At 70.8% G+C, this 24,601-nt stretch carries 23 protein-coding genes and 1 pseudogene; 8 read left to right on the top strand and 16 right to left on the bottom strand.

Features of this window, described 5'->3' with window-relative positions; genetic code table 11:
* Window positions 1-52 precede the first annotated feature (52 nt).
* Genes C4B68_RS35415 through C4B68_RS35430 form a run of 4 tightly spaced genes read left to right on the top strand, consistent with a single transcriptional unit; the run spans window position 53 to window position 4,118 of the window.
* Window positions 53-808 carry a LytR/AlgR family response regulator transcription factor gene (locus tag C4B68_RS35415; RefSeq protein WP_099505756.1) on the top strand — a complete coding sequence of 252 codons (756 nt, stop codon included), beginning with the start codon at window positions 53-55 and terminating at the stop codon, window positions 806-808.
* A gap of 17 nt (window positions 809-825) precedes the next feature.
* A complete protein-coding gene (locus C4B68_RS35420) occupies window positions 826-1,185 on the top strand; it encodes a hypothetical protein (protein WP_099505755.1) in 360 nt (119 codons plus the stop codon).
* A 3-nt stretch (window positions 1,186-1,188) separates the two neighbouring features.
* A complete protein-coding gene (locus C4B68_RS35425; protein WP_099505754.1) occupies window positions 1,189-2,916 on the top strand; it encodes a sodium/solute symporter in 1,728 nt (575 codons plus the stop codon).
* Window positions 2,913-4,118 carry a sensor histidine kinase gene (locus tag C4B68_RS35430; RefSeq protein ID WP_099505753.1) on the top strand — a complete coding sequence of 402 codons (1,206 nt, stop codon included), beginning with the start codon at window positions 2,913-2,915 and terminating at the stop codon, window positions 4,116-4,118. Before C4B68_RS35425 ends, C4B68_RS35430 begins: the two co-directional genes overlap by 4 nt.
* Before the next feature lie 3 nt (window positions 4,119-4,121).
* On the opposite strand, the gene C4B68_RS35435 is transcribed toward C4B68_RS35430, so the two are convergent.
* The 7 genes from C4B68_RS35435 to C4B68_RS35465 all read right to left on the bottom strand — a co-directional run bounded on the left by C4B68_RS35435 (window position 4,122) and on the right by C4B68_RS35465 (window position 12,599).
* Window positions 4,122-4,280: a hypothetical protein gene (locus tag C4B68_RS35435; RefSeq protein WP_104880033.1), complete on the bottom strand. Its 159-nt coding sequence runs from the start codon at window positions 4,278-4,280 to the stop codon at window positions 4,122-4,124.
* A 93-nt stretch (window positions 4,281-4,373) separates the two neighbouring features.
* Window positions 4,374-6,407 carry a serine/threonine-protein kinase gene (locus tag C4B68_RS35440; protein ID WP_099505752.1) on the bottom strand — a complete coding sequence of 678 codons (2,034 nt, stop codon included), beginning with the start codon at window positions 6,405-6,407 and terminating at the stop codon, window positions 4,374-4,376.
* A gap of 39 nt (window positions 6,408-6,446) precedes the next feature.
* Window positions 6,447-8,000 (bottom strand): DUF6777 domain-containing protein, encoded by a 1,554-nt coding sequence (locus tag C4B68_RS44195; RefSeq protein ID WP_167459224.1) that lies wholly within the window; start codon window positions 7,998-8,000, stop codon window positions 6,447-6,449.
* Between the two features lie 247 nt (window positions 8,001-8,247).
* The gene (locus C4B68_RS35450) at window positions 8,248-9,201 is read right to left on the bottom strand and encodes a cytochrome c oxidase assembly protein (protein WP_099505750.1); all 954 of its coding nucleotides are present in this window, start codon (window positions 9,199-9,201) and stop codon (window positions 8,248-8,250) included.
* A 120-nt stretch (window positions 9,202-9,321) separates the two neighbouring features.
* A complete protein-coding gene (locus C4B68_RS35455) occupies window positions 9,322-10,347 on the bottom strand; it encodes a 6-phosphofructokinase (RefSeq protein WP_099505749.1) in 1,026 nt (341 codons plus the stop codon).
* 265 nt (window positions 10,348-10,612) lie between these two features.
* On the bottom strand, window positions 10,613-11,341 hold the full coding sequence (locus tag C4B68_RS35460) for a type 1 glutamine amidotransferase (RefSeq protein WP_099505748.1): 729 nt from the start codon (window positions 11,339-11,341) through the stop codon (window positions 10,613-10,615).
* A 19-nt stretch (window positions 11,342-11,360) separates the two neighbouring features.
* The gene (locus C4B68_RS35465; RefSeq protein ID WP_099505747.1) at window positions 11,361-12,599 is read right to left on the bottom strand and encodes a MurT ligase domain-containing protein; all 1,239 of its coding nucleotides are present in this window, start codon (window positions 12,597-12,599) and stop codon (window positions 11,361-11,363) included.
* Window positions 12,600-12,753: 154 nt separating this feature from the next.
* Here C4B68_RS35465 and def point away from each other — a divergent pair, with 154 nt between their 5' ends.
* Window positions 12,754-13,293: a peptide deformylase gene (gene def / locus C4B68_RS35470; protein WP_167459225.1), complete on the top strand. Its 540-nt coding sequence runs from the start codon at window positions 12,754-12,756 to the stop codon at window positions 13,291-13,293.
* A gap of 105 nt (window positions 13,294-13,398) precedes the next feature.
* Here def and C4B68_RS35475 read toward each other — a convergent pair whose 3' ends face one another.
* On the bottom strand, window positions 13,399-14,043 hold the full coding sequence (locus tag C4B68_RS35475; protein WP_099505746.1) for a TetR/AcrR family transcriptional regulator: 645 nt from the start codon (window positions 14,041-14,043) through the stop codon (window positions 13,399-13,401).
* A gap of 169 nt (window positions 14,044-14,212) precedes the next feature.
* Here C4B68_RS35475 and C4B68_RS35480 point away from each other — a divergent pair, with 169 nt between their 5' ends.
* On the top strand, window positions 14,213-15,457 hold the full coding sequence (locus C4B68_RS35480) for an acyl-CoA dehydrogenase family protein (protein ID WP_099505745.1): 1,245 nt from the start codon (window positions 14,213-14,215) through the stop codon (window positions 15,455-15,457).
* Between the two features lie 36 nt (window positions 15,458-15,493).
* On the opposite strand, the gene C4B68_RS35485 is transcribed toward C4B68_RS35480, so the two are convergent.
* The 3 genes and pseudogenes from C4B68_RS35485 to C4B68_RS35495 all read right to left on the bottom strand — a co-directional run.
* Complete coding sequence (locus C4B68_RS35485) at window positions 15,494-16,015, bottom strand: cupin domain-containing protein (protein ID WP_099505744.1); 522 nt, start codon at window positions 16,013-16,015, stop codon at window positions 15,494-15,496.
* 7 nt (window positions 16,016-16,022) lie between these two features.
* Window positions 16,023-17,237 (bottom strand): cytochrome P450, encoded by a 1,215-nt coding sequence (locus C4B68_RS35490; RefSeq protein WP_099505782.1) that lies wholly within the window; start codon window positions 17,235-17,237, stop codon window positions 16,023-16,025.
* A gap of 81 nt (window positions 17,238-17,318) precedes the next feature.
* A pseudogene (locus C4B68_RS35495) lies at window positions 17,319-18,386 on the bottom strand (type III polyketide synthase); the annotation flags it as partial.
* Window positions 18,387-18,517: 131 nt separating this feature from the next.
* On the opposite strand from C4B68_RS35495, the gene C4B68_RS43710 reads away from it, so the two are divergent.
* Complete coding sequence (locus C4B68_RS43710; protein ID WP_240634573.1) at window positions 18,518-19,129, top strand: hypothetical protein; 612 nt, start codon at window positions 18,518-18,520, stop codon at window positions 19,127-19,129.
* Here the strand turns inward: C4B68_RS43710 and C4B68_RS35505 are convergent.
* The 5 genes from C4B68_RS35505 to C4B68_RS35525 all read right to left on the bottom strand — a co-directional run bounded on the left by C4B68_RS35505 (window position 19,050) and on the right by C4B68_RS35525 (window position 23,840).
* Window positions 19,050-19,289 (bottom strand): DUF6213 family protein, encoded by a 240-nt coding sequence (locus C4B68_RS35505; RefSeq protein ID WP_099505742.1) that lies wholly within the window; start codon window positions 19,287-19,289, stop codon window positions 19,050-19,052. The two genes, C4B68_RS43710 and C4B68_RS35505, sit on opposite strands and share 80 nt — an antisense overlap.
* Window positions 19,290-19,314: 25 nt before the next feature.
* The gene (locus C4B68_RS35510; protein WP_099505741.1) at window positions 19,315-20,709 is read right to left on the bottom strand and encodes an NADP-dependent succinic semialdehyde dehydrogenase; all 1,395 of its coding nucleotides are present in this window, start codon (window positions 20,707-20,709) and stop codon (window positions 19,315-19,317) included.
* Between the two features lie 100 nt (window positions 20,710-20,809).
* Window positions 20,810-21,274 carry an NUDIX hydrolase gene (locus C4B68_RS35515; RefSeq protein ID WP_099505740.1) on the bottom strand — a complete coding sequence of 155 codons (465 nt, stop codon included), beginning with the start codon at window positions 21,272-21,274 and terminating at the stop codon, window positions 20,810-20,812.
* Window positions 21,271-22,809: an ATP-dependent DNA ligase gene (locus C4B68_RS35520; protein WP_099505739.1), complete on the bottom strand. Its 1,539-nt coding sequence runs from the start codon at window positions 22,807-22,809 to the stop codon at window positions 21,271-21,273. The genes C4B68_RS35515 and C4B68_RS35520 overlap by 4 nt, the downstream gene beginning before the upstream one ends.
* Window positions 22,810-22,904: 95 nt before the next feature.
* Window positions 22,905-23,840: an NAD(P)/FAD-dependent oxidoreductase gene (locus tag C4B68_RS35525; RefSeq protein WP_099505781.1), complete on the bottom strand. Its 936-nt coding sequence runs from the start codon at window positions 23,838-23,840 to the stop codon at window positions 22,905-22,907.
* A gap of 76 nt (window positions 23,841-23,916) precedes the next feature.
* On the opposite strand from C4B68_RS35525, the gene C4B68_RS35530 reads away from it, so the two are divergent.
* On the top strand, window positions 23,917-24,492 hold the full coding sequence (locus C4B68_RS35530) for a helix-turn-helix domain-containing protein (protein WP_099505738.1): 576 nt from the start codon (window positions 23,917-23,919) through the stop codon (window positions 24,490-24,492).
* Window positions 24,493-24,601: the final 109 nt, after the last annotated feature.

Raw genomic sequence — 24,601 nt, forward strand, 5'->3', positions numbered from 1 at the left:
TGCACGCCCCGCACATGTCCAGGCGTACGAATCGCTCCTACACTCCACTCTCATGCTGCGCGCGCTCGCCGTCGACGACGAACAACCGTCCCTCGAGGAACTCCTGTATCTGCTGAACGCCGATCCGCGCGTCAGCAGTGCCGAAGGCGCGAGCGACGCGACCGAGGCGCTGCGCCGGATCAACCGGGCCCTCGAGTCCGGACCCGACGGGCCCGAGGCGATCGACGTCGTCTTCCTCGACATCCACATGCCCGGCCTCGACGGCCTCGATCTCGCCCGGCTGCTCACCGGGTTCGCGAAGCCGCCGCTGGTGGTGTTCGTCACCGCCCACGAGGGCTTCGCCGTCCAGGCCTTCGACCTCAAGGCCGTCGACTACGTCCTCAAGCCCGTCCGCAGGGAGCGACTCGCCGAGGCCGTCCGGCGGGCCGCCCACCTCAGGGACACCGCACCGCTGATACCCGTGCACGAGCCCGACCCCGACCACATATCCGTCGAACTCGGCGGTGTGACCCGCTTCGTGGCCGTCGAGGACATCACCCACGTCGAGGCGCACGGCGACTACGCCCGTCTGCACACCGCCCAGGGCAGTCACCTCGTCCGCATCCCGCTGTCCACCCTCGAAGAACGCTGGCGCTCCCGCGGCTTCGTCCGCATCCACCGGCGTCACCTGGTCGCACTGCGCCACATCGGCGAACTCCGCCTGGACGCGGGCACGGTGAGCGTCCTCGTCGACTCCGTGGAACTCCAGGTCAGCCGACGGCACGCGCGCGAACTGCGTGACCTGCTGCTGCGCCGGACCACGAGCTAGCCCCGAGAGAGGACGGCATGCCCCAGGACCCGACCGAGCGCCGTGTGGTGGTGACGGGAGTGCCGCGGCGCACCCGCGGACTGTCCGGCTACTACCGGCCCAGGACCGAGATCGACGAACAGACCACGCTCGGGCACACCTACGTCCGCTCCCTGATACGCAGTCAGCTCCGAGTCGCCCTGGTGGTGTTCGCCGTCCTGGTGCTGCTCGTCGGGCCGCTGCCCCTCGTCTTCGCCGCGATGCCCGACGGCGCGAGCCTGGAGTGGGTTGTGCTCGGATTCTGCGTGTACCCGCCGCTGGTGCTGCTCGCCCGCTGGTACGTGCGGCGGGCCGAGCGCAACGAGAAGGACTTCGTGCGCCTGGTCGAGGACCGCTGAACCGTGAACGAGAACTACGCCGTCCCCGCGGTTGCGCTCGTCGTCGTGGCGACCGTCCTGGTCGGTGCCTTCGGCCTGCGCATCTCCCGGACCACCTCCGACTTCTACGTCGCCTCGCGCACCGTGGGCCCCCGGCTCAACGCGGCCGCGATCAGCGGCGAATACCTCTCCGCCGCCTCTTTCCTGGGCATCGCCGGCCTCGTACTGGTCCAGGGCCCGGACATGCTCTGGTACCCGGTCGGCTACACGGCGGGCTACCTCGTCCTGCTCCTGTTCGTCGCGGCCCCGCTGCGCCGCTCCGGCGCGTACACCCTGCCCGACTTCGCGGAGGCACGGCTCGGCTCACAGGCGGTACGGCGGCTGGCCGGTGCCTTCGTCGTCGGAGTCGGCTGGCTCTATCTGCTGCCCCAACTCCAGGGCGCGGGGCTCACGCTGGCGGTGCTGACCGACGCGCCCGACTGGTTCGGCGGCGTGCTCGTCGCCGTCGTCGTGGTCGCCACCGTCGCCGCCGGCGGCATGCGCAGCATCACCTTCGTCCAGGCCTTCCAGTACTGGCTCAAGCTCACCGCCCTGCTGGTCCCCGCGCTCTTCCTGGTCCTGGCCTGGCAGGCCCACGGAGCGCCACGCCAGGCCTTCGACGAACCGGCGACCTTCCGCGAGCAGCGCGTCGTACGCGTCGAGGACAGCGTCGACCTCAAGCTTGAGTGGCCCCTGGGCGTCACGGCGACGGGCCGCGTCGACGGACGGCGGTACGACGACGAGCGCGTCGAACTCCCCGCCGGCGTCCACCACATCGAGCGCGGCACCCGGCTGACCTTCGCCAAGGGCGCCCCGGTCCCGGTGGCCGACCGCGGCAGCAACGGAGGCATGTCCACCTCGCTGGCGGCCGGGCGCGAGGAACGCCCGCTGTACGCGACGTACGGACTGATCCTCGCCACCTTTCTCGGCACGATGGGACTGCCGCATGTGGTCGTCCGCTTCTACACCAGCCCGCACGGCGTCGCCGCCCGCCGCACCACGGTCGCCGTGCTCGGCCTGATCGGCGCGTTCTACCTTCTCCCGCCCGTCTACGGGGCGTTGGGGCGGCTGTACGCCCCCGAGCTGAGCCTCACGGGGGACGCGGACGCCGCCGTACTCCTGCTGCCCGACCGGATGATCGGCGGAGTCGGCGCGGATCTCCTGGGCGCGCTGGTGGCGGGCGGGGCCTTCGCGGCGTTCCTGTCGACCGCGTCCGGACTGACCATGGCGGTGGCGGGCGTGCTCACTCAGGACGTGCTGCCCTCACGCGGAGTACGGCACTTCCGGCTCGGCACCGTGCTCGCGATGGCGGTGCCGCTCGCGGCGAGCGTGCTGGTGGGCGGGCTGCCGGTCGCCGACGCCGTGGGGCTCGCCTTCGCCGTGTCCGCGTCCTCCTTCTGCCCCTTGCTGGTGCTCGGCATCTGGTGGCGACGGCTGACACCGCCGGGCGCGGCCGCCGGGATGCTCGTCGGGGGCGGCTCGGCACTGGTCGCGGTCGGCGCGACCATGGCGGGCTCTCCGGGCTCGGGCGCGCTGCACGCCCTGCTCGCCTGGCCCGCCCTGTGGTCCGTGCCGCTCGGCTTCCTGACGATGATTCTGGTGTCCCTGGCCACGCCCGGACAGGTGCCGGCGGGGACACCGGGGATCCTGGCACGCTTCCACCTGCCGGAGGAGCTGGCCGGGGGACAGGGGCGGACGGAGGCCGGGGCATGAGCGGATTCCTGGCGGGGCTCTGTGTCGCCGTGCTCCCGTTGCTCGCCGCCGGGTTCTGGCTCGGCAGGCGCACCGCGCGGCCCGAGAGCCTCGGCGGGCTCGGCACGCCCGTCGAGCACGCCACCTTCCAGACCCTGCACACCGCCTCGCTCGCCGCGCCCCCGCTGCGCGCGGGCCTCACGGAGGAGACGGCGGGCCGCTCCGCACGCCGGCTGCGCACGCTGCTCGGCACGGACGCGCTGTGCCTCACCGACCAGGAGACGGTCCTCGTCTGGGACGGTGCCGGGGCACACCACCGAACCGAGATCATGGAACGGCTCGGCGGTCCCCTGGAGACCGGTCGCGGCGAGGCCTTCCGGCTCACGTGCGAGGAGCCGGACTGCCCGCTCCGCTGGGCCGTCGTCGCGCCGCTCACCGTCGACGACCGGGTGCACGGCGCGCTCGTCGCCTGCGCGCCCCGCGAGTCCGCCGTCCTCGTACGCGCCGCGGGCGAGGTCGCCCGCTGGGTCTCGGTCCAGCTGGAGCTCGCCGACCTCGACCAGTCCCGTACGCGTCTGATCGAGGCCGAGATCAAGGCACTGCGCGCACAGATATCACCGCACTTCATCTTCAACTCGCTCGCGGTGATCGCGTCGTTCGTCCGCACCGACCCCGAGCGCGCCCGCGAACTGCTCCTGGAATTCTCCGACTTCACCCGCTACTCGTTCCGCCGGCACGGCGACTTCACCACCCTCGCCGACGAACTCCACGCCATCGACCACTACTTGGCCCTCGTCAGGGCCCGCTTCGGAGAGCGCCTCTCGGTCACGCTGCAGATCGCGCCCGAAGTACTGCCCGTCGCGCTGCCCTACCTCTGCCTCCAGCCCCTGGTGGAGAACGCCGTCAAACACGGTCTGGAGGGCAAGACCGACAAGAGCCACATCAGCATCACCGCGCAGGACGCGGGCGCCGAGGCCCTGGTCGTCATCGAGGACAACGGCGCCGGAATGGACCCCGACCGGCTGCGCCGCATCCTGGCCGGAGAGATCAGCCCCTCCGGCGGCATCGGGCTGTCCAACGTCGACGAACGCCTGCGCCAGGTCTACGGCGACGACCACGGCCTCGTCATCGAGACCGCTTTGGGGGCGGGCATGAAGATCACCGCCCGGCTGCCCAAGTACCAGCCGGGCGTGCACTCGGCGGGACGGCTGCCGAGGGAGTGAGCATCAAGTGCTGCGCGAGGCCACCATCCCGAGCGTGATCAGGCCGAGTACGACCCAGCCGAACCACAGCCAGCCGTTGCTGCCGAGCGCCACCGTGTAGGCCGTCACCATGACGAGCCCACCTATGGTGATCGCCCCCATCGTCTTCGTCGAACCGGGCATCGCAGCACCCTCCTCCAGGCGGGTCCGCGACGCGGGCCGTGGCCTTGGGCCCATTTTCACCCGGAGGGAGTCGATTCGCCAGGGCCGGGTGGCCTACTCGTTGTCCTCCGGCGGGCGTTGTCCCTGCTCAAGGCTGCAGACCACCAGGTAGTACCCCTTGGCCCACAGGCCTTTGCTGCGCAGGCCATGGCTCCAGTAGGTATCGGGACTGAGGTCGTAGCGCTCCGGCGGTGCGTCGATCGCGCACTGGTCGTTCGCCCGGGCCTCGGCGTCCTCGCCGGACGCGTAGGACTTGAGGTGGGTGATCTCGACGACCTTTCCCCTGTGGTCCTTGTCGCACGCGACCAGCTCGAAGTGCGTACTGACGCGTGCGTCACCGCTCACATGGCCGAGGCAGTCGCCGCGCTGCATCTGGGTCGCGTCCTCGAACGTCATCCCGTACGGGCGCAGGCCGCCCAGCGGGCCGTACACCGGGCCGTGCTTGCCCGCCAGCAGACACGCGACGGTGCCGCCGGCGGTGTCGAAGCCATCGCGGGTGGGCACGACGGCCATGCTCTTCACATTCCAGGCGAGCTTGTCCGCGGTGCTCTTGGTGCGCTCCTGACACTGGCGCGCGCCGTCGCGGCGGGCAGCCTCGTACGAGGGAGCCCGGTACATCTCCATCACCTGCGCGTCGGGGCGCCCGTCCTTGCACGTGGGATCCACCCGCAGACGCGGAACCTCCGCGGCGGTCCAGAGGGGCGGGGTGCCCAGGACGCAGTCGCCCTTGTCGAGCGGCTCGGAGAGCCCGACCGTGTCGCCGTACGGCAGATCCGGCTTCTGCGCCATCGCGTACCAGACGCCGCCTGCCGTCAGCCCCAGCGCGAGGGCCACCGCCGCCAGCGCCTGCAGGGCGCGCGGACGCCTGCGCCGTCGGCGGCCTCCGGGAACCGGTGTGGGACTGGGCTCCGGGGCGGGCGGCGCCCCGTACCCGGGCGGGCCGAAGCCCTGGCCCGGCGGTGGGGCGTAGGCGCCCGCGGCCTGCGCGGTCGGGGCGTACGGTCCTGCCGCCTGGGCGGTGGGGGTGTACGGGCCTGCCGCCTGGGCGGTCGGGGTGTACGGGCCTGCCGCCTGGGCGGTTGGGGTGTACGCGCCTGGTGTCGCGAAGCCCTGGTCCTGGGCCGGGCCGCCGGAGACGGGACCCGGAGCCCCGTCGGAGGTGACGAGCCGCGCCCAGGGCGGCTGCGAGCCCGTGTCGGCCTGGGTCGGGGGATGCGGCTCGGGCGTGATGATCCTGGCCAGCGCCGCGGCCGCGTCCTCCGCGGAGATCCGCCGGGCGGGATCCTTGACCAGCAGCGACTCGATGACCGGCCCCAGGGCTCCGGCGCGGCGTGGCGGCGGCGCCTCCTCCAGGACCACGGCGGTGATCGCGGCCAGATCGGTGTCGCGGTCGAACGGTCCGAAGCCCTCCACACCGAAATACAGGGTGCAGCCCAGCGAGAACAGGTCCGCCGCCGCGGTCGGCGGCCCCCCGGTGGCCCGCTCCGGTGCCAGATAGCCGCCCGTCCCGACCAGCATGGACGTCATGGTCCAGCGGGTCTCGGGGGAGTCCGGCTGGACGGAGATGCCGTAGTCGGTGAGCAGGATCCGGGCGCCCGGCGTGCCCGTACGGTCCGGAGCGAGCAGGATGTTGGCGGGTTTGACGTCCCGGTGCATGATGCCGCGCTCGTGGCCGGCGGTCAGGGCGTCGAGGACCGCGAGGCCCATCCGGGCGCACTCGTCGGGGGCCAACGGGCCGCGCCGGGCCAGCCAGGCACGCAGATCCTCCGCGCCCGCCACGTACTCCATCACGATCCACGGCAGGCCCTCGTGCTCCAGGACGTCGTGCACGGTCACCACGTGCGGGTGCCCGCGCAGCACCGCCGCGTGCCGCGCCTCGGCGCGGGCGCGCGCGATGCGGGACTCGTGTTCCTCACCGCCCCCCGGCGCATTGCGGAACCTGATCTCCTTGAGCGCGACATCGCAGTCGAGCCGCTGGTCGTGGGCGAGCCACACATGACCCATCCCACCCGAGCCGACCTGGTCCAGCAGCCGATACCGGCCGGCGATGATCCGGCCCACTCCCGACTGCGGTGCTCCTGCTGCCATCCGGTTGCTCCCCGGGTTCTGCGCTGGTTCGTACGCGGATCAGGACGTGCCTGCGGTGGGCCCACCGGAGTCGGTCGCGCCGGTCACCGTGGCGGACTCCGAGGGGGTGGCCGCTTCACTCGTCGAAGACTCGGGCGGAGAACCGTCCGCCGGAGGGGATGTATCGGTCCTGCCACCGCTGGTCCCTGGGGCGGTGGTGGTGCCGCCGTTTGTGCCGGGGGCGGTGGTGGTGCCGCCGTTTGTGCCGGGGGCGGTGGTGGTGCCGCCGTTTGTGCCGGGGGCGGTGGTGGTGCCGCCGTTTGTGCCGGGGGCGGTGGTGGTGCCGCCGTTTGTGCCGGGGGCGGTGGTGGTGCCGCCGTTTGTGCCGGGGGCGGTGGTGGTGCCGCCGTTTGTGCCGGGGGCGGTGGTGGTGCCGCCGTTTGTGTCCGGGGCGGTGGTGGTGCCGCCGTTCGCGCCCGGGTCGGTGGTGGTGCCGCCGTCCGTCCCCGGATCCGTAGACGTCCCCCCGTCCGTGCCCGGGTCAGTGGACGTCCCGCCATCCGTCCCCTTGCTCGACTCACCCGGCCCCGTGGTCACTCCTCCCGAATCCGGCGGGGAAGAACTCTCGCCCCCGCTGCCGTCGTCGGACCGCACGAACAGGGTGACGGGCGCGCCCCACGCCAGCGTGGTGCCCTCCACGGGGTCGGAGGAGGTGACCGGGGCGTCGTCGGGCGGCAGGGAGTCGCCGTCGTACGCCATGGCAAGCCCCGCTTCGGTGAGGTTCCGCGTCGCCTCGGCGAACGTCATTCCGGTGACGGTTGGAACGGCGTGTTCCGTGCCCGTGTCGAAGGACTGGTCGTCACCGCCGACGCCGAGCTCGCGAGCGATCCCGTGATCGGGGTCGTAGACGTCGACAAGCTGGAGCCGGTCGATCCCGGGGTTCCCGGGCGGCGGCTCGACCATCACGATGTGGTTCTGCTGATAGCCGGACCACTTCTTGTTCCCGTCCTCGAACCGTACCGAGGTCTTATTGATGTTCACCTTGGACGGGACCAGTGGATTACCGCAGGAGCACTTGACGGCGGGCAGCCCCTGCTTGTCGACGAGAATGGCGATTCCGGCCTGCAACAAGGCGTCGAAGGGGACGGCCTTGCCGCTTTTGAACTCGTGATTCGTCACGAGAGTGTCGTGGCGCAGCACGACGGGTGTGAGTTGATCGATATACCCCGGGATGTCATCGACGTCGATATGCAGGACGCGTGCCCATTCCCGCGCCTTGGCGGAGTTCTTGGGATCCGTGAGGAATTCCTTCAACTGCGGGACGACACACGTGCCGGGCTTCGTCGAACCGCCGAACTCACCGGTGGGCCCCCCGGTCTCGTCCGCCCCCGGCGACCCGTTCCCCCCACCGGTCGACCCGTTGTCCCCACCCGTCGACCCGTCGCCGTCCTCCCCCGAAGAGCCGTTGTCGCCGCCCGGCGCACCCCCGTACAGCCCCGGACTGTTGCTGGCCTGCACCCCGCCGCTCGGCCGTGTCTCGGGGAGCTGGATGTCCTTGCCGAGCTTGCCGTCCTCCGTGAAGAACGGATTGGCCTGCGAAATCCCCGCGGCCACGGCACGCACTACGAACAACTGATCGGATTTACTGCACCCGCTGACGATCAATACGGAAACCAGCAGCAGAGCTATCCTTCGAGCCGCCGATATCCCAACCCTTTGCACAGACGCGCGAAATGTCATGACCGCTCCCCCTGCGGTTTCCCCCGTGGCCCCTGCGGCCGGACAAGACCGGACGCCGGGCTTCGCATTCCATGCTACTGAATGGAAACGCCTTTCACGCAAGGCGAATAGAAAAGTTAATTCAGCGGCCGCGTGCGTTGAGTGAGGCGAGATAGGCGTTGTACGCCTCGAGTTCCTTGTCGCCGTCGCGGTCCGCCGCCCGGTCCTTGCGCTTGGCCTGGCGCTGCTCGGATCCGTACCACTGGAAGAGCAGCGCGATCAGTACGAGGACGGAGGGAATCTCGCTGAACGCCCAGGCGATGCCGCCCGCCGCGCCCTGGTCCGCGAGCGCCTCGATGCCGAGCGAGGCGGGCGGGTTCTCGTACGTCTCGACCATGGGCGTGGTCGCCATCATCAACGCGATGCCGAAGAACGCGTGGAACGGCATGCCCGCGAACAGCTCCAGCATCCGCATCAGATACCCGGGACGGTGCGGACCCGGGTCGACGCCCATGATCGGCCAGAAGAAGACCAGTCCGACGGCGAGGAAGTGACACATCATCGCGACGTGCCCCACCTTGGAGCCCATCAGGAAGTCGAAGATCGGCGTGAAGTACAGCGCGTACAGGCTCGCGATGAACAGCGGGATCGTGAACACCGGGTGCGTGATGATCCGCATGTACCGGCTGTGCAGGAACATCAGCAGCAGCTCACGGGGCCCCTTGCTGCCCCGGGTCGACGCGACCGGCAGCGCGCGCAGCGCCAGCGTGATCGGCGCGCCCAGCAGGATCAGGATCGGCGACAGCATGCTGATCACCATGTGCTGCACCATGTGCACGCTGAACATGACCATGCCGTAATCGTTCAGCTTGGTGCACATCACCAGCATCACGGTCAGCACACCGACGACGAAGGTGATGGTCCGGCCGACGGGCCAGTTGTCGCCGCGCCGCGCGAGCCGTACGACCCCCCAGCCGTACAGGCCGAGTCCCGCCAGACAGGCGATCAGGAAGAACGGGTCGGCGGACCATTCGAGCCCCCGTCCCAGCGTGAACGGCGGCAGATCCATCGTCATGCCGTGCCCGCTGTGATCCATCCGCCGGCTCCTGTTTCGTACTGGTTGTGCGCTGTCTGTCCGCACCAGAGTAGAACTGCCCCCGGCCGCGCCTGCGACCGGGGGCAGTTCCAGCTACGTACGGATCCAGCCACGTACGGATCAGAGCACGCACTCCGCTTCGGCGTACCGCTCATCAGGAACCGTCTTCAGCGTCGCGACGGCCTCGGCGAGCGACACCATCACGATGTCGGTGCCCCGCAGCGCGGTCATCTTGCCGAACTCACCCCGGTGCACGGCCTCCACGGCGTGCCAGCCGAACCGGGTCGCGAGCACACGGTCGTACGCGGTCGGGGTCCCGCCCCGCTGGACGTGCCCGAGGATGACCGGCCGGGCTTCCTTGCCGAGACGCTCCTCCAGCTCCAGGGAGAGCTGCCGCGCGATGCCGGCGAAGCGCTCGTGCCCGTAGATGTCCTTGCCGCCCTCGTCGAACTCCATCGTGCCGGCACGGGGCTTGGCCCCCTCGGCGGCCACGACGATCGCGAACCGCTTGCCCGCCTCGAAGCGCTCGCCGACGCGCGCGGCCAACTCCTCGATGTCGAAGGGGCGTTCCGGTACGACGATGGCGTGGGCGCCCGCGGCCATGCCGGAGTGCAGCGCGATCCAGCCGGTGTGGCGGCCCATGACCTCCACGATCAGCACGCGCTGGTGGGACTCGGCGGTGGTCTTCAGCCGGTCCAGGGCCTCGGTGGCGACGCCGACGGCCGTGTCGAAGCCGAACGTCACGTCCGTGACGGCGATGTCGTTGTCGATGGTCTTCGGCACGCCGACGATCGGCAGGCCGCTGTCCGACAGGAGGCGGGCCGCCTTGAGCGTGCCCTCGCCGCCGATCGGGATGATCGCGTCGAGGCCCAGCTCCGCGACATGCCCCTTGGCCCGCTCCACACCGTCACGCAGATGCGCCGGCTGGACCCGGGAGGAGCCGAGCATGGTGCCGCCGCGGGCCAGGATGCCGGCCACCGCGTCGAGGTCGAGCTTGAGGTAGTCGCACTCCAGGAGGCCCTTCCAGCCGTCCCGGAAGCCGATGACCTCGTCGCCGTGGTCGACGACGGCACGGTGTACGACGGACCGGATGACGGCGTTCAGGCCGGGGCAGTCGCCGCCGGACGTGAGGACACCAATGCGCATAGCCCGGAATACCTTCTCAACGTGGGCCGAGACCGGACCGCGCTGTCCGGTGGGACACCGCCACCCTACCGGCGGCAGGGGGCGGGTCCGCATCGTACGTCCGCCTGCTGGACGCGCCCGCACGGGTGAGCGCCGCCCTTGTCAGACGGGCCCGCGCGGAGTCCCTGAGGAACCGTTTCCCAGGGACTCACGCGAGCCGCCGCGCGCCTGTGTTCATGCAGGCTGCCGTGCGGCTGCACTTATGCAGGCTGCCGCGCGGTTGTGCTTACGCAGGCTGCTGCGCCGCCGCGATGCGCTCGTTGCGCAGCGCCTCGTACCACCGGTCGTCGATCGGCGGCAGCGCGTTCACGTCCAGCGCCAGCTTCAGCAGCAGGTCCGCGATCAGCGGGTTGCGGGCGAGGACGGGCCCGTGCATGTACGTACCGAAGACGGTGTCGTTGTACGCGCCCTCCGTGCCGTCGCCCGTGCCGTTGCCCCGGCCGAGCCGCACGTTCGCGAACGGGCGCGCCGTGGGGCCGAGATGGGTGACGCCCTGGTGGTTCTCGAAACCGGTCAGCGGGGGCAGGCCGAGGCGCGGGTCGATGTCCCCGAGGACGTCGCCGACGCACCGCTCGCCCTCGCCGCGCACCGAGACCACGTCGAGCAGGCCGAGGCCAGGCTCGCGCTGGCCGAGGTCGTTGATGAACTCGTGGCCGAGGATCTGGTAGCCGGCGCAGACCGAGAAGACGATCGCGCCGTTGCCGACCGCGCGCTGCAGACCGCCGTCGCGGCGCAGCCGCTCGGCCGCGAGCCGCTGCGGGCGGTCCTCGCCGCCGCCGATGAGATAGATGTCACCCGAAGTCGGGATCGGCTGGTCGCTGCGCACGTCGACGCGGGCCACGTCGAGGCCGCGCTGACGGGCCCGGCGCTCCACGACCAGGGCGTTGCCCTGGTCGCCGTAGGTGCTCAGCAGGTCCGGGTAGATCCACACCAGACGCAGGCTGTTGTCGCTCATTCTCTTCGTCCTCCGTGGCTCAGTTGCCGACACGACGCCTCAGGTCCTGGAAAGCGGTGTAGTTCGCGATGACCTCGATGCGTCCGGGCGGTGCCATCTGCACGGCCTGGTCGAGGTTCTCGCAGACCTGGAAGTGCTGGTTCGCGACTTCCAGGCGTACGGCGAGGTCGAGCTTGCGGTCGCCGAGCACGAAGATCGGGTGCCCGGTCAGCCGCGTGTAGTCGACGTCCCACAGCCAGGACGTGTCGGTGCCGTCGGCGCCGCGCGCGTTCACCGAGAGGATGACCGGCGTCGGCGGCGGGTCGATCAGGGAGAACGTCTCCAGCCAGCCCGCGGGGTTCTTGGCGAGCAGCAGCCGCAGGTCGCGCTGCATGAACTGCACCACGTCGTAGCGACCGGCCACCGCCTGCACCTGGTACATGCGCTCCAGGGCGACCTGGGGCGGCACACCGAAGACGGCGGCGACGGCGGCCGACGAGGCGGCGTTCGCCTTGTTGGCCCGGCCCGGCAGCTGGAGGTGGATCGGCCACGCGGAGCCGTGCGGGTCGAGGACGTGGTCCCCGGACAGCGCCCAGGTCGGCGTCGGGCGGCGGAAGCCGCACTCGCCGCAGAACCAGTCGTCGCCGGGGCGCTGCATCACACCACCGCAGGACGGGCAGGACCAGGCGTCGTCCTTCCACATCTGACCGGCCGCCACCCACATGACGTTCGGTGAGGAGGACGCCGCCCACACGACCAGCGGGTCGTCCGCGTTGGCGACCACGACGGCCTTGGAACCGGACAGGCCCTCGCGCCAGTGCTCGGCCATCATCCGGGTCTCGGCGGCCCGGTCGAGCTGGTCGCGGGAGAGGTTGAGCAGCGCGATGCACTTCGGGTCGGTGTCACGGGCGACACCGGCGAGGTACTTCTCGTCGACCTCTATGACCGCGAACTTGGCGTCCGAACCACCGGCGAGCGCCGAGGTGATACCGGCAGGCATGTTCGCGCCCAGGGCGTTGGACACGACCGGGCCCGCGGCGCGCAGCGCCTCCGCGATCAGCCGGGTGGTGGTGGTCTTGCCGTTGGTCGCCGACACCAGGATCACGTCCAGGTGCGTGGCCAGCCTGGCCAGCAGGTCGGGGTCGAGCTTGAGCGCCACCCGGCCACCGATCACCGATCCGCTGCCGCGTCCGGCGGCACGCGAGACGGCTGCCGCCGCCTTGCCCGCCGTCACGGCCAGCTTGGCCCGCGGCGACAGCGGGTCCGAGTTGCCTGACATCGTTTCTCGATCCTCCTTGCGTACGCGCCGCGCCTCTGCCCCCGGCACCGTGTGGGCCTCAGCCTATCGAGATCCACTCACGTGCCCGAATCGCGGCACCTCAACGGCGCCCGCGCGACATCCGCGCGCCCTCAAGGACCGTACCCTTGCCGTCATGCGACACGGCTCCATCCCGGGCACCCACGGGCGCGTCCGGCCCCTGACTCTGCTCGGCGACCCGGTCTTGCGGACGCCGTGTGAAGAAGTCACGGACTTCGGTCCCCAACTCGCCCGGCTCGTCGAGGACTTGTTCGCGACGATGTACGCCGCCGAGGGCGTCGGCCTCGCCGCGAACCAGATCGGCGAGGCACTCAGGGTCTTCGTGTACGACTGCCCGGACGACGAGGATGTGCGGCATCTGGGACATGTGGTGAACCCACGTCTCGTCGAGGCGGACGGTGTTGTGCTGCGCGGACCGGAAGGATGCCTGTCGCTGCCCGGTCTGGAGGCGGGCACCGAGCGGTACGACCACGCCGTCGTCGAGGGCTTCACGGTGACCGGAGAGCCGGTCACCGTGCACGGCACCGGCTGGTTCGCGCGATGCCTTCAGCACGAGTGCGAGCACCTTGCCGGTGAGGTGTACGTGGACCGGCTCACCGGCTGGCGTCGGCGCCGGGTCCTGCGCCAGGTGGCACGGGCTTCTTGGGGCGGTTGAGACTGTCGCCTGACTGCGGGCCGTACGTGGCTGGTCGCGCCCACGCGGCGGGGTCGCATAGGTAACAGCCCCGCGCCCCCAAGGGGGCGCTGCACACGCCCCCGACTAGAAGCCGGGGCCGCCGATCCTGTCCCCGGCCGCTGCCAGACGGCCCCAGAGCAGATCTGCCAGGCTGCGCACCAACTCGGCCCGCGAGCAAGGACGTTCCCCCAGCCACCAGTCCCCGGCCGCATGCATCATGCCGACGATTCCGTGGCCCCACACCCGCGCGAGCTGCTGGCTGCCCGGACCGAGGTCCACCCGCTCCTCGATGACCTCCGCCAGCTCCTCGCCCATGCGGCGCAGCAGCGGCGCGGAGTGCTTGCCCACGTCGAAGCCCTGGTCGCCTGACTGGCCGCCCTCCGCCGGATGCATCAGGAAGCGGTACACCTGGGGGCGCGCCTCGATGGCCGCCAGATACGTGTCGAGCGTCGACTCGACCCGCTCCCGGCGCTCGGCCGGTGCGTCCAGCGCGGCCCGCAGCGCTTCGAGGAGCGCGTCGGTGTGCCGCTTGGCGAGCGCTGCGTAGAGGCCGCCCTTGTCGCCGAAGTGGCGGTACAGGATCGGCTTCGTGATGCCCGCCTCGGCGGCGATGGCGTTCATCGAGGCCCCTGGGCCGTCGCGGAGCACCACCCGGTCGGCGGCCTCCAGCAGCTCGCGCCGGCGGCGGTCGGCGGACCTCTGCTGATCGCTCCGCTGTGTGGTGTCCATGTGTTCTCCCCACCCGTGGTGATTCGGTGACGCCAGCGCAAACTAGCACTCAGCGGCCTCTGCGTATCGAACGGGCTGCCGAGCCGCGCTCGGGAGTTGACTTTTCCTACTGGTCAGTAACAGACTCCTGTTACCGCAAGTAACATTTTAGTTCAGCGCTGGAGGGGACATGGCCGAGTTCACCATGGAGCTCAACGACGAACAGAAGGAGGTCCGGGACTGGCTGCACGGCTTCGCCGCCGACGTCATCCGCCCTGCGGCCGCCGAATGGGACGAGCGCGAAGAGACTCCCTGGCCGGTCATCCAGGAGGCCGCGAAGGTCGGCATCTACTCCCTGGACTTCTACGCCCAGCAGTACTTCGACCCCACCGGCCTCGGCATACCGATGGCCATGGAGGAGCTGTTCTGGGGCGACGCGGGCATCGCCCTCTCCATCGTCGGCACCGGCCTCGCCGCCGTGGGCGTCCTCGCCAATGGCACCGAGGAGCAGATCGGCACCTGGATCCCCCAGATGTACGGCGATGCCAACGATGTCAAGGTCGCCGCCTTCTGCTCCTCCGAGCCCGACGCCGGCTCCGACGTCGCCTCCATGCGCACCCGTGCCGTGTACGACGAGGCCAAGGACGAGTGGGTCCTCAACGGCACCAAGACCTGGGCCACCAACGGCGGCATCGCGGGCGTCCACGTCGTCGTCGCGGTCGTCGACGCGGAGCTCGGTTCCAAGGGCCACGCCTCCTTCATCGTCCCGCCGAACACGCCGGGCCTGTCCCAGGGGCAGAAGTTCAAGAAGCACGGCATCCGCGCCTCGCACACCGCCGAGGTCGTCCTGGAGAACGTCCGTGTCCCTGGCTCTTGCCTCCTCGGCGGCAAGGAGAAGCTCGACGAGCGCCTCGCCCGCGCCCGCGAACGAAGTGAGATGGGGGTCCCCCCGGCCGAAGGCTGGGGGAGGGTGAAGAACGCGGCGATGGCGACGTTCGAGGCATCGCGGCCGGCCGTCGGTGCCATGGCGGTGGGCACCGCGCGGGCCGCGTACGAGGTCGCCCTCGATTACGCCACGACGCGTGAGCAGTTCGGGCGGCCGATCATCGACAACCAGGGGGTGGCTTTCCAGCTCGCGGACATGCGGACGTCCATCGACGCCGCGCGTCTGCTCGTGTGGCGGGCGTCCTGGATGGCGGTCAACGGCAAGCCGTTCACGGCGGCCGAGGGCTCCATGTCCAAGCTCTTCGCCAGTGAGACGGCGAAGAAGGTCACGGCCCAGGCGATCCAGATCCTGGGCGGCAACGGCTACACCAGGGAGTACCCGGTGGAGCGGATGCACCGCGACAGCGCGATCTACACGATCTTCGAGGGGACGAGCGAGATCCAGCGACTGGTCATCGCCCGTACGTTGTCCGGCATGCCCATCCGCTAGATCCTGTCGTCGCGGGGCGGGGTTCGACGACAGGGCCTAACGGTGTCTGAGCGGCGTCAGCTGCTCGATGTCGTACCGGCTCCGCAGCTCCTCGATCGCGGCGTGATCCGGCGGACCCCCGTTGCCGAGAATCTCCAGCAGCTCCTCGAAATACCGCTCGTGATCCGGCGGCGGAGACGCCTGGAAGAACATCTTCGCGGGAGCCTCCGTCGGGTTCGCGAACGCGTGCGGGCACCCCGGCGGTACGACGATGACCGTGCCCGGGCTCGCCCGGACCACCCGGTTGCCCGAACTCGACTCCCACTTCTGCCAGTTGTCGGGTGTCCGGATGCGCGGCTCGAAGGCGAGCACGTCCAGCTCGCCTTCGAGTACGTAGAACAACTCCTCACTGCGCGTGTGCACATGGGCACCGACGTCGAAGCCGGGCGGGACCTTCACCTCGAAGGTGGACGCCATGCGCGAGTGCGTGCCGGTCACCTTGAACGTCACGTGCTGGGCGGGTGTCTGTACCACGCGGCCATGGCCCGGTGGTACGAGGAGCCCTTCGTTTGCTGTCATGGGCCGATCACCACGTCACGGGGAGGGTTTCGGGGCCACGGATCAACGCACCCCTTCTGAAGGGGACTTGCTCGGGCCGTACGGCGAGCCGCAGCCCCGGCATCCGGTCGAGCAGGGCGTCGACCATGAGCTCGGACTCCAGCCTGGCCAGCATGCCGCCCGGGCAGTAGTGCGGGCCGAAGCCGAACGCCACATGCGGGTTCGGGCTGCGCGAGAAGTCGATCGTCTCGGGGTCCGGGAAGACGTCCGGATCGCGGTTCGCGGCCAGGTACGACACGTAGACCGCGTCGCCCGCCCGGATCCGTACGCCGCTGATCTCCACGTCCTCCACCGCGATCCGCGACAGCCCGACCGCGTTGCGGTGCGGGATGTAGCGCAGCAGCTCGTCGATGGCGCGGGGGCGGATCTCCGGCTCGGCGCGCAGCTGCTCGACCAGGTCCGGGCGGGTCAGCAGGATGTAGAAAAGCTGGCCGCTGTTGTTGGTGACCGCCTCACCGCCGATCTGGAGGAGCACGGCGAGCCCGACGGCCTCCTCCGGCGTGACCTCGCCTCGGCCCACGGCGGCGCCGAGGAGCGAGGTGACATCTTCGCCGGCGGCGTCGCGCCGCTCGCCGATGAGCTTCGCGAAGTACGCGCTCATCTCGCCCTTGGCCTTCTCGCTGACCTCGGCGCCGTGCGAGGAGGACAGGATCAGCTGGGTCCAGGTGTGCATGCCCTGCCGGTCGGTCGCCGGGACGCCCATCAGCTCGCAGATGACCGCGATGGGGAACGGGCTCAGGACCGTCGCGGTCAGGTCGGCGGGCGGCCCGTCCTGGATGAGCTCGTCGACCAGCTCGTCGAGCATCCGCCGGGACCTCTCGCGCACGCGCTCCACGCCTCGCGCCGTGAAGGCGCCGGCGACCGTGCGGCGCAGCCGGGCGTGGTCGGGCGGATCCAGGAAGCCCACCGCGCCCCGGTCCGGGATGAAGTGCGGGGCGAGCCGGGTGACCTCACGCCGCATGACCGCCTCGCGGCTGAACCGGGGGTCGTTGGTCACCCTGCGGATATCGTCGTAGCGCGTCACCAGCCACGCCCAGCCCTCGCCGTTGTGGAGTCGGATCCGGGTGACCGGGCCCTCCCGCATCAGCTCGGTGAGGACCGGGTCGAAGACCACGCCGGCCAGGTCGACGGCGGGCCAGTTGCGGACGGGTGGCAGTGCCTCGGTGATCGTGTCTTCGGTCATGTCGCTCACGCCGTTCCGTCGGTCATGACTTCGCCCGTGTCGCTGACGCCGTCCCGGCGGACGTGTCTTCCACCATGTCGCTCACGCCGTCCTGTCACCCGAGTCCTGCCAGCAGCCCAGGGCCATCTCCGCGGTGATGCCGGGGCCGAAGCCCGCGAGCAGTCCGCGGGCCGTGTGCTCGGCGCCGCCCTCCTCGAACAGCCGGCGCAGCGCGTCCAGGACGACGGCACTGGCGATGTTGCCGTACTCGGTGAGCGTGGACCGGCTGAACCGGAAGGCCTCCGGCGGGACTTCGAGGAACTTGCTCAGGTCGTCGAGGATCCTGGGACCGCCCGCGTGGATGATGTAGAAGTCCAGGTCGGAGGCGTTCCAGCCGTGCTGCCGCGCCAGGGAGTGCAGGGCCGGGGCGAGCGGTTCCATCGTGCCGGGCACCCGCTTGTCCAGCAGGAAGTGGAAGCCGGTGGCCCGGACGTCGTACATGATCCACTCCTCGGTCTTGGGGATCAGGTACGAGCCGTTGCGCTCCAGCCTGACGCCGGTGCCGCCCTTGCCGCGGACGACCGCGGCGGCGATGCCGTCGCCGAAGAGCCCGTTGGACAGCAGCGATCCGACACCGAGGTCGGTCGGCTGGTAGCAGAGCGAGCAGAACTCGCAGGCCACGATGAGCGCGTTGGCGTCGGGATAGGCCGTGCAGAAGTCGTGCGCCCGGTTGATCGCGGCGCCTCCGGCGGCACAGCCCAGCTGGGCTATCGGTATCTGCCGGGTGTCGCTGCCGAAGCCCATCGAGTTGATCAGCCAGGCCGTGAGCGAGGGCATCATGAACCCGGTGCACGACACGTAGATGATCACGTCGATGTCGGTGGTGAGGAGCTCGGCGTCGTCCAGCGCCCGCTGCACGACGGCGGGGACACGGGACTTGGCCTCGCTCTCGTAGACCTTGTTGCGTTCCTCGAAGCCCGGGTGTTTCAGCGTCTCCTCGATGGGCTGCACGATGTGCCGGGTTCGGACACCGGTGTTCTCGATCAGCCGCAGTGCCAGGGGGAGTTGGGGGTGGTCCGGGTGCCGGGAACGCGCCAGCTCCAGCGTCTCCTCCATCGTGATCACATGTTCCGGAACCGAGACCGAGGGCCTGCACAAAGTAGCCATGGAACGCGCCTTCTTTCGCCATCCGGGGGGCCGGTCGCCCCCCGGCGGAAGGGTGGTTCACCCACGATGCGAAGGGTGGTAAACCCACGATCACCCGGCAGCGTCGTTAAATCTCGTCGGATTACGCCATATCGGTGACCCATGGTCAGGCGTGGGAACCTGGCCCAGGGGGCGCGGCGCGGCGCTCCACCCTCGCCGCCCTGGCCCTCGAACAGCGCGCGGTGATCGCCGCGGACCGCCGCGCGTTCCGTCATCTGGCCGAGCGGTCGGCCGCCGGCACCGAGATGCCGGCCGCCGAGCCGGAGAGCGCCGCCTTCTTCGGCCTGCTCGCGGAGGGGGAGGCCCTGGCCCAGGAACGGCTCGCCGCGTTCGCCGCCGCGGCCGGGGCCGACGAGCCGCGGCAAGCCGCGTACGAGCCGCTCGCGGACTGCCAGACCTATCCCGCGTACGTCTCCTGGCTCGCCCTCAACGGTTCACCGGTCGACGCGGTGCTCGCGCTCAGCGCCAACTTCGCGACCTGGGGCGGCTATTGCGCGACGATCGCCGGCGCCCTGCGCCGCCAGCGAGGCGCGGTTCTGGCACGCGTTGCGGGAGCTCGGCCAGCGGTCTTCGGAGAGCACCTGACACGGCGTTCCGGTCGTGCGCGGTGTGAGCCGGCCGTCGTCGTCAGCCGGCCGTCGTCCCGCTGCTGTGCGCGATGCACGCCACGTCGATGCGGTCGGCGAGCTTGGCGAGTTCGATCGTGAGCGCCGCGACCGTGTCCTCGTCGAGCCCCTCCTCGCCGGCCTCCACCAGATGCAGCCACCGGCCGCCCACCGTGCGCAGCAGCTTGCTGACGTCGGCGGCCGCCACCTGCAACGTGCCGCGGTCGTCGACGATCAGAGGCAGAGTCACTTCGCGGTTCACAGGGGGGATCGTAGTCGCGGAACGTTCACGCTCCGTGCCATACGGTGGTGATGTTGCAGAACTCGCGGATTCCGTGCCCGGACAGCTCACGCCCGTAGCCGGACCGCTTCTCCCCGCCGAACGGGAACGCCGGATGGGACGCCGTCATCCCGTTGACGTACACGCCGCCCGCCTCCAGATCACGGACGAACCGGTCCACGTCGGTCCCATCGCGCGTCCAGACGTTCGAACTCAGCCCGAACGGGGAATCGTTGGCGAGGGCCACCGCCTCGTCCAGGTCGGCCGCGCGGTAGAGCGTGGCGACGGGCCCGAAGGCCTCCTCCTGGTGGATGCGCATCTCCGGGGTGATGTCGGCGAGGACGGTCGGCGCGTAGTACCAGCCGCTCTCCGTGAAACCGTCCGGCCGTTCACCGCCACACAGCACGGTCGCGCCGCTCTCCACCGCGTCGTCGACCAGCTCCTCCAGATCGCTGCGTCCCTGTTCGGTGGAGAGCGGCCCGACGTCCGTGTCCTCGTCCAGCGGGTCGCCGACCTTCAGGGCGTTCATGCCCGCCGTGAACCGCTCGGCGAAGGCGTCGAACACATCGGTGTGCACGATGAACCGCTTGGCGGCGATGCACGACTGCCCGTTGTTCTGCACGCGCGCCGTCACGGCGACCTTCGCGGCCCGGTCGATGTCCGCCGACGGCATGACCACGAACGGGTCGCTGCCGCCGAGCTCCATGACCGTCTTCTTGACCTCGTCCCCGGCGACCGAGGCGACGGCCCGGCCCGCGGGTTCACTCCCCGTGAGCGTGGCCGCCTTGACGCGCGGATCGCGCAGGATGCCCTCGACGGCGCCGGAGCCGATCAGCAGCGTCTGGAAACAGCCCTCGGGGAAGCCCGCCCGGCGGAACAGGTCCTCCAGATAGAGGGCGGTCTGCGGCACGTTCGAGGCGTGCTTGAGCAGGCCCACGTTGCCCGCCATCAGCGCGGGCGCGGCGAACCGGATCACCTGCCAGAGCGGGAAGTTCCAGGGCATGACGGCGAGGACCGGCCCGAGCGGCCGGTAGCGCACGAAGACGCGGGAGGCGCCGGAGTCCTTCACGTCGGACTCGGCCGGTTCCTCGTCGGCGAGGAGCCCCTGGGCGTGGTCGGCGTACCAGCGCATCGCCTTCGCGCACTTCGCGGCCTCCGCGCGCGCCTGCTTGACCGGCTTGCCCATCTCCATGGTCATCACCTGGGCGATGTCCTGCTGCTCCGCGTCGAGCAGGTCGGCGGCCTGGTGGAGCAGCCGCGCCCGCTCCGCGAAGGACGTGGTGCGATGGGTGCGGAACGCGGCCTCGGCGGCCGCGAGCCTGCGCTCGATCTCCTCGGGGCTCAGGGCGTCGTACGTCTTGAGCGTCTCGCCGTTCGCCGGGTTCACCGTCGCGATGGGCATGGCCGACCTCCTGATGACGGGCTATGCTTCGACCCTCCCGCGCGGGGGGTGACACCGCAACGTGAGGGGCGCACCTCGGTCCATGTGCTCCGCGAGCCGGTCAGTCCATGTGCTCCACCAGCCGGTCGAGGAACTCCGCCTGCGCCTTCACGATCAGCGCCCGGGCCCGGTCCAGGTCGCACCACTCCACGCGGTCCAGCTCGGGGAACTCCTGTTGCTGCCCCGACTTGGGCGGCCACTCCATCGCGAAGACGCCGGGGACCACGGCCGCCGGGTCGAGGTCCGCCTCGACCGCCCAGACCGTGACGACCTTGCCGTTCGTCTGCGTGACCTCGCCCAGCGCGATGGCCATCCCCTCGGGCGGCGGCAGCCCCAGCTCCTCCTGGAACTCCCGGCGCGCCGCGTCCCAGGCGTTCTCGTCGGGCTCGTACTCGCCCTTGGGCACGGTCCAGGCCCCGGCCGCGCGCCGCGCGAAGAACGGACCGCCCATATGGCCGAGCAATACCTCCAGGCCGTTGTCGGTGTGCCGGAACAACAGCAGTCCCGCGCTGCGCTTCCCTCTCACCGGGCCACCTCCGGGTGCGCGGCAAGCAGCGTCCCGACCGTGTCCGCCTCGGCCGGGGGCTTGTCCTCGCGGTAGCGCACGACACGGGCGAAGCGGAGGGTGACGCCGGCCGGGTAGCGGGTGGACTTCTGCAGACCGTCGTACGCGATCTCGACGACGAGTTCCGGGCGTACGGTCACCACATAGCCGTTGTCCTCGACAGCCAGCTCCTGGAGCCGCTCGGTCTGCCAGGCCAGCATCGCGTCGGTCATGCCCTTGAACGTCTTGCCGAGCATCGCGAAGGACCCGTCCGGGTTGCGCGCGCCGAGGTGCAGGTTGGACAGCTTGCCGGTGCGCCGCCCATGGCCCCACTCGGCCGCCAGGACCACCAGGTCGAGGGTGTGCACGGGCTTGACCTTGAGCCAGGAGGCACCGCGCCGGCCCGCGCTGTAGGGGGCGTCGAGGGCCTTGACCACGACGCCTTCGTGGCCGCGGTCCAAGGTGTCGGCGAGGAACCGCTCCGCCGCGGGCAGGTCCGCGGGGCCGTCGACGAGCGTGCGCCGCACCCGCATCGGCTCGGGCACCAGCCGCGCCAGCTCCGCGTGCCGCTCGGTGAACGGCAGATCCAGCAGATCCTGCCCGTCGACGGACAGCGCGTCGAAGAAGACGGGGGAGACGGGCACGGTCTTCGCCGCCGTCGCCACGTCCACGCGCGAGCCCACGCGCCCGGCCGTCTCCTGGAAGGAGCGCGGCCGCCCGTTCTCGTCCAGCGCGATCACCTCGCCGTCCAGGATGAACCGGGTGTGCGCCAACTCCCTCGCCATGGAGGTGAGTTCGGGCAGGCGGTCGGTGATGTCGTCGAGGGTGCGGGTGTAGATCCGTACGTCGTCGCCGTCGCGGTGGAGCTGGACGCGGATGCCGTCGAGCTTCTCCTCGACGGCACACGCGCCCAGCTTCTCCACCGCTTCGGACACGGAAGAAGCCGTGTGCGCCAGCATCGGCAGCACCGGGCGGCCGACGGTGAGCCGGAAACCGTCGAGCGCCTCCGGGCCGTGCGACAGCAGGGCCTGCGCCACCGTCTGCAGCGAACCGGCCAGCATCACCGCCCGGCGTACGTCCGCGCCGGGCGCGCCGGTCGCCTCGGCGAGCCCCTCGACGGCGACCGCGTCCAGAGCGCCCTGCCGTACCTCGCCGCTGATCAGCCCGAACAGGAAGCGCTGTTCGTCCTCGGTGGCCGCCGCCATCAGTTCGCCCATCAGGCGCGCCCGTTCGGCCTGGGAGCCGGTGCCGGTGACCGCGCCGAGCTCCGTCAGCCTTGCGTCCACCTCCCGCACCGTGAGCGAAGGCTCCGACGCCGGAGGGACGGGCCTGCTGAGGATCTTCCAGCCGATGCCGAGCCGCCCCTGCGGAAGGCGGCCCGCCAGATACGGGATGACGATCGGCACGTCGTCCGCGTCGGCGTCCCGGAACAGCTCCGCGAGCAGAGCGATCTTCCGGGACCGCGCCGAGGTGGCGGCGACCTCCCGGGACACTCGTGCCAGCCGGGTCAGCAGCATGGAGCCATGGTGCAACGGAGGCGTGCGGTCTACACCCGCACGGCCGCGACGAGCCGCACGCTGACGCGCTCCCGGCCTCCCGCACCGGGATCGGCCTATACCCGGATCGCCGCGTCGAGGTCCGCGAAGAGCAGCTCCCCGTTGATCGCCGCCCCGGCGCGGTAACCCCGGCTCGCCGCGTTCACCACCTGCTCCGCGAAACCGCTCGCGTTCCCCGCCGCCCACAGGCCCGGCACGGTCGTCAGACCCCGCTCGTCGACCACGGCATACGTGCCGAACGGCGTGTCGCGCAGCTCGGCGCCCAGCCGCTGGAGCAGCCCGGTCTGCGGGACGGCGCGCGGCGCGACGAACAGCACCTCGCGGGCGTGCGTCGTGCCGTCCGCGAGCCGTACCCCGGTGAGCAGGTCGTCGTCGATCACCAGCCCCGCGACCTCACCCGCCACCACGGCGACCCCGGCCGCCGCGAGGCGGCGCAGATCGTCGTCCGACAGTTCCTCCTCGGCCACGGTGTGCAGGAAAAGGGTCACGTCCTGGGACCACTGAGAGACCATCAACGCCTGGTGCACGCTCATCGGGGTCGTGGCGAGCACGCCGAAGGCCCGGTCACGCACCTCCCAGCCGTGGCAGTACGGGCAGTGGATCACGTCGCGCCCGAACCGCTCCGCAACGCCGGGAACCGCCGGCAGTTCGTCCTTGAGGCCGGTGGCGACGACGAGCTGCCGGGCGTGCACGGTCCGGCCTCCCGCCAGCGTCACGTCGAACTCCCCGCCCGCGTCCCGGACCGCGTCCACCGCCCGGTCCCGGACCAGCTCGACGCCGTACCGCGCGATCTCCTCGCGCCCGAGGGCGAGGAACTCGGCGGGCGGTATGCCGTCCCGCGACAGATAGCCCTGCATGTGCGCGGCGGGTGCGTTGCGCGGTTCGCCCGAGTCGACGACCAGTGTGCGGCGCCGGGCCCGGCCCAGGACGAGCGCGGCGGACAGTCCGGCCGCGCCGCCGCCGATGACGACGACTTCGTATGTCTCGGTCATGGTGACCACCTCCACCGAGAAGGTCGCCGAGCCCAGCCGAATTGACAAACGTCTTTGCCGATTCTGCAATACGAGCATGAGTACTGATGAGGTTCTGGCGGACGTGGGCCCGAGGCTGCGGCGGATCCGGAAGGAGCGTGAGGTGACCCTCGCCGGGCTGTCCGAAGCGACCGGCATCTCGGTGAGCACGCTGTCGCGCCTGGAGTCCGGACTGCGCAAGCCCAGCCTGGAACTGCTGCTGCCGATCGCCCGTGCCCACCAGGTGCCGCTGGACGAGCTGGTGGGCGCTCCGCCGGTCGGTGACCCACGCGTGCCCTCCGCCAAGCCGATCGTGCACAACGGCCGCACGCACTGGCCGCTCACCCGCCAGCCCGGCGGACTCCAGGCCTTCAAGGTGCTCGAACCGCGGCGCAAGCTCGATCCGGAACCGCGGACGCATGAGGGCTACGAGTGGCTGTACGTGCTCTCCGGGCGGCTGCGGCTCGTCCTGGGCGAGCACGATGTCGTGCTGACGGCGGGCGAGGCCGCCGAGTTCGACACGCGGGTGCCGCACTGGTTCGGCTCGACGGGGGAGGGGCCGGTGGAGTTCCTGAGCCTGTTCGGGCCGCAGGGGGAGCGGATGCACGTACGGGCGCGACCCAAGCGTTCGTGACGCCTTGCCCCAGCGTTTGTGACACACGCGACTGTTCCCTGAAGGACACACACGACTGTTCCCTGAAGGGCAAGCGACCGCTTAGTATGCGGTCGAGCCCGGCTAGAGT

This window comes from Streptomyces dengpaensis (genome assembly GCF_002946835.1).
GTDB lineage: Bacteria > Actinomycetota > Actinomycetes > Streptomycetales > Streptomycetaceae > Streptomyces > Streptomyces dengpaensis.

Bases quoted from the DNA above. Each gene is read 5' to 3' on its own strand.
- C4B68_RS35415 (WP_099505756.1), top strand. From the start codon at position 53: ATGCTGCGCGCGCTCGCCGTCGACGACGAACAACCGTCCCTCGAGGAA.
- C4B68_RS35420 (WP_099505755.1), top strand. From the start codon at position 826: ATGCCCCAGGACCCGACCGAGCGCCGTGTGGTGGTGACGGGAGTGCCG.
- C4B68_RS35430 (WP_099505753.1), top strand. From the start codon at position 2,913: ATGAGCGGATTCCTGGCGGGGCTCTGTGTCGCCGTGCTCCCGTTGCTC.
- C4B68_RS35435 (WP_104880033.1), bottom strand. From the start codon at position 4,280: ATGCCCGGTTCGACGAAGACGATGGGGGCGATCACCATAGGTGGGCTC.
- C4B68_RS35440 (WP_099505752.1), bottom strand. From the start codon at position 6,407: ATGGCAGCAGGAGCACCGCAGTCGGGAGTGGGCCGGATCATCGCCGGC.
- C4B68_RS35450 (WP_099505750.1), bottom strand. From the start codon at position 9,201: ATGGATCACAGCGGGCACGGCATGACGATGGATCTGCCGCCGTTCACG.
- C4B68_RS35455 (WP_099505749.1), bottom strand. From the start codon at position 10,347: ATGCGCATTGGTGTCCTCACGTCCGGCGGCGACTGCCCCGGCCTGAAC.
- C4B68_RS35460 (WP_099505748.1), bottom strand. From the start codon at position 11,341: ATGAGCGACAACAGCCTGCGTCTGGTGTGGATCTACCCGGACCTGCTG.
- C4B68_RS35465 (WP_099505747.1), bottom strand. From the start codon at position 12,599: ATGTCAGGCAACTCGGACCCGCTGTCGCCGCGGGCCAAGCTGGCCGTG.
- def (WP_167459225.1), top strand. From the start codon at position 12,754: ATGCGACACGGCTCCATCCCGGGCACCCACGGGCGCGTCCGGCCCCTG.
- C4B68_RS35475 (WP_099505746.1), bottom strand. From the start codon at position 14,043: ATGGACACCACACAGCGGAGCGATCAGCAGAGGTCCGCCGACCGCCGC.
- C4B68_RS35480 (WP_099505745.1), top strand. From the start codon at position 14,213: ATGGCCGAGTTCACCATGGAGCTCAACGACGAACAGAAGGAGGTCCGG.
- C4B68_RS35485 (WP_099505744.1), bottom strand. From the start codon at position 16,015: ATGACAGCAAACGAAGGGCTCCTCGTACCACCGGGCCATGGCCGCGTG.
- C4B68_RS35490 (WP_099505782.1), bottom strand. From the start codon at position 17,237: ATGACCGAAGACACGATCACCGAGGCACTGCCACCCGTCCGCAACTGG.
- C4B68_RS35510 (WP_099505741.1), bottom strand. From the start codon at position 20,709: ATGCCCATCGCGACGGTGAACCCGGCGAACGGCGAGACGCTCAAGACG.
- C4B68_RS35520 (WP_099505739.1), bottom strand. From the start codon at position 22,809: ATGCTGCTGACCCGGCTGGCACGAGTGTCCCGGGAGGTCGCCGCCACC.
- C4B68_RS35525 (WP_099505781.1), bottom strand. From the start codon at position 23,840: ATGACCGAGACATACGAAGTCGTCGTCATCGGCGGCGGCGCGGCCGGA.
- C4B68_RS35530 (WP_099505738.1), top strand. From the start codon at position 23,917: ATGAGTACTGATGAGGTTCTGGCGGACGTGGGCCCGAGGCTGCGGCGG.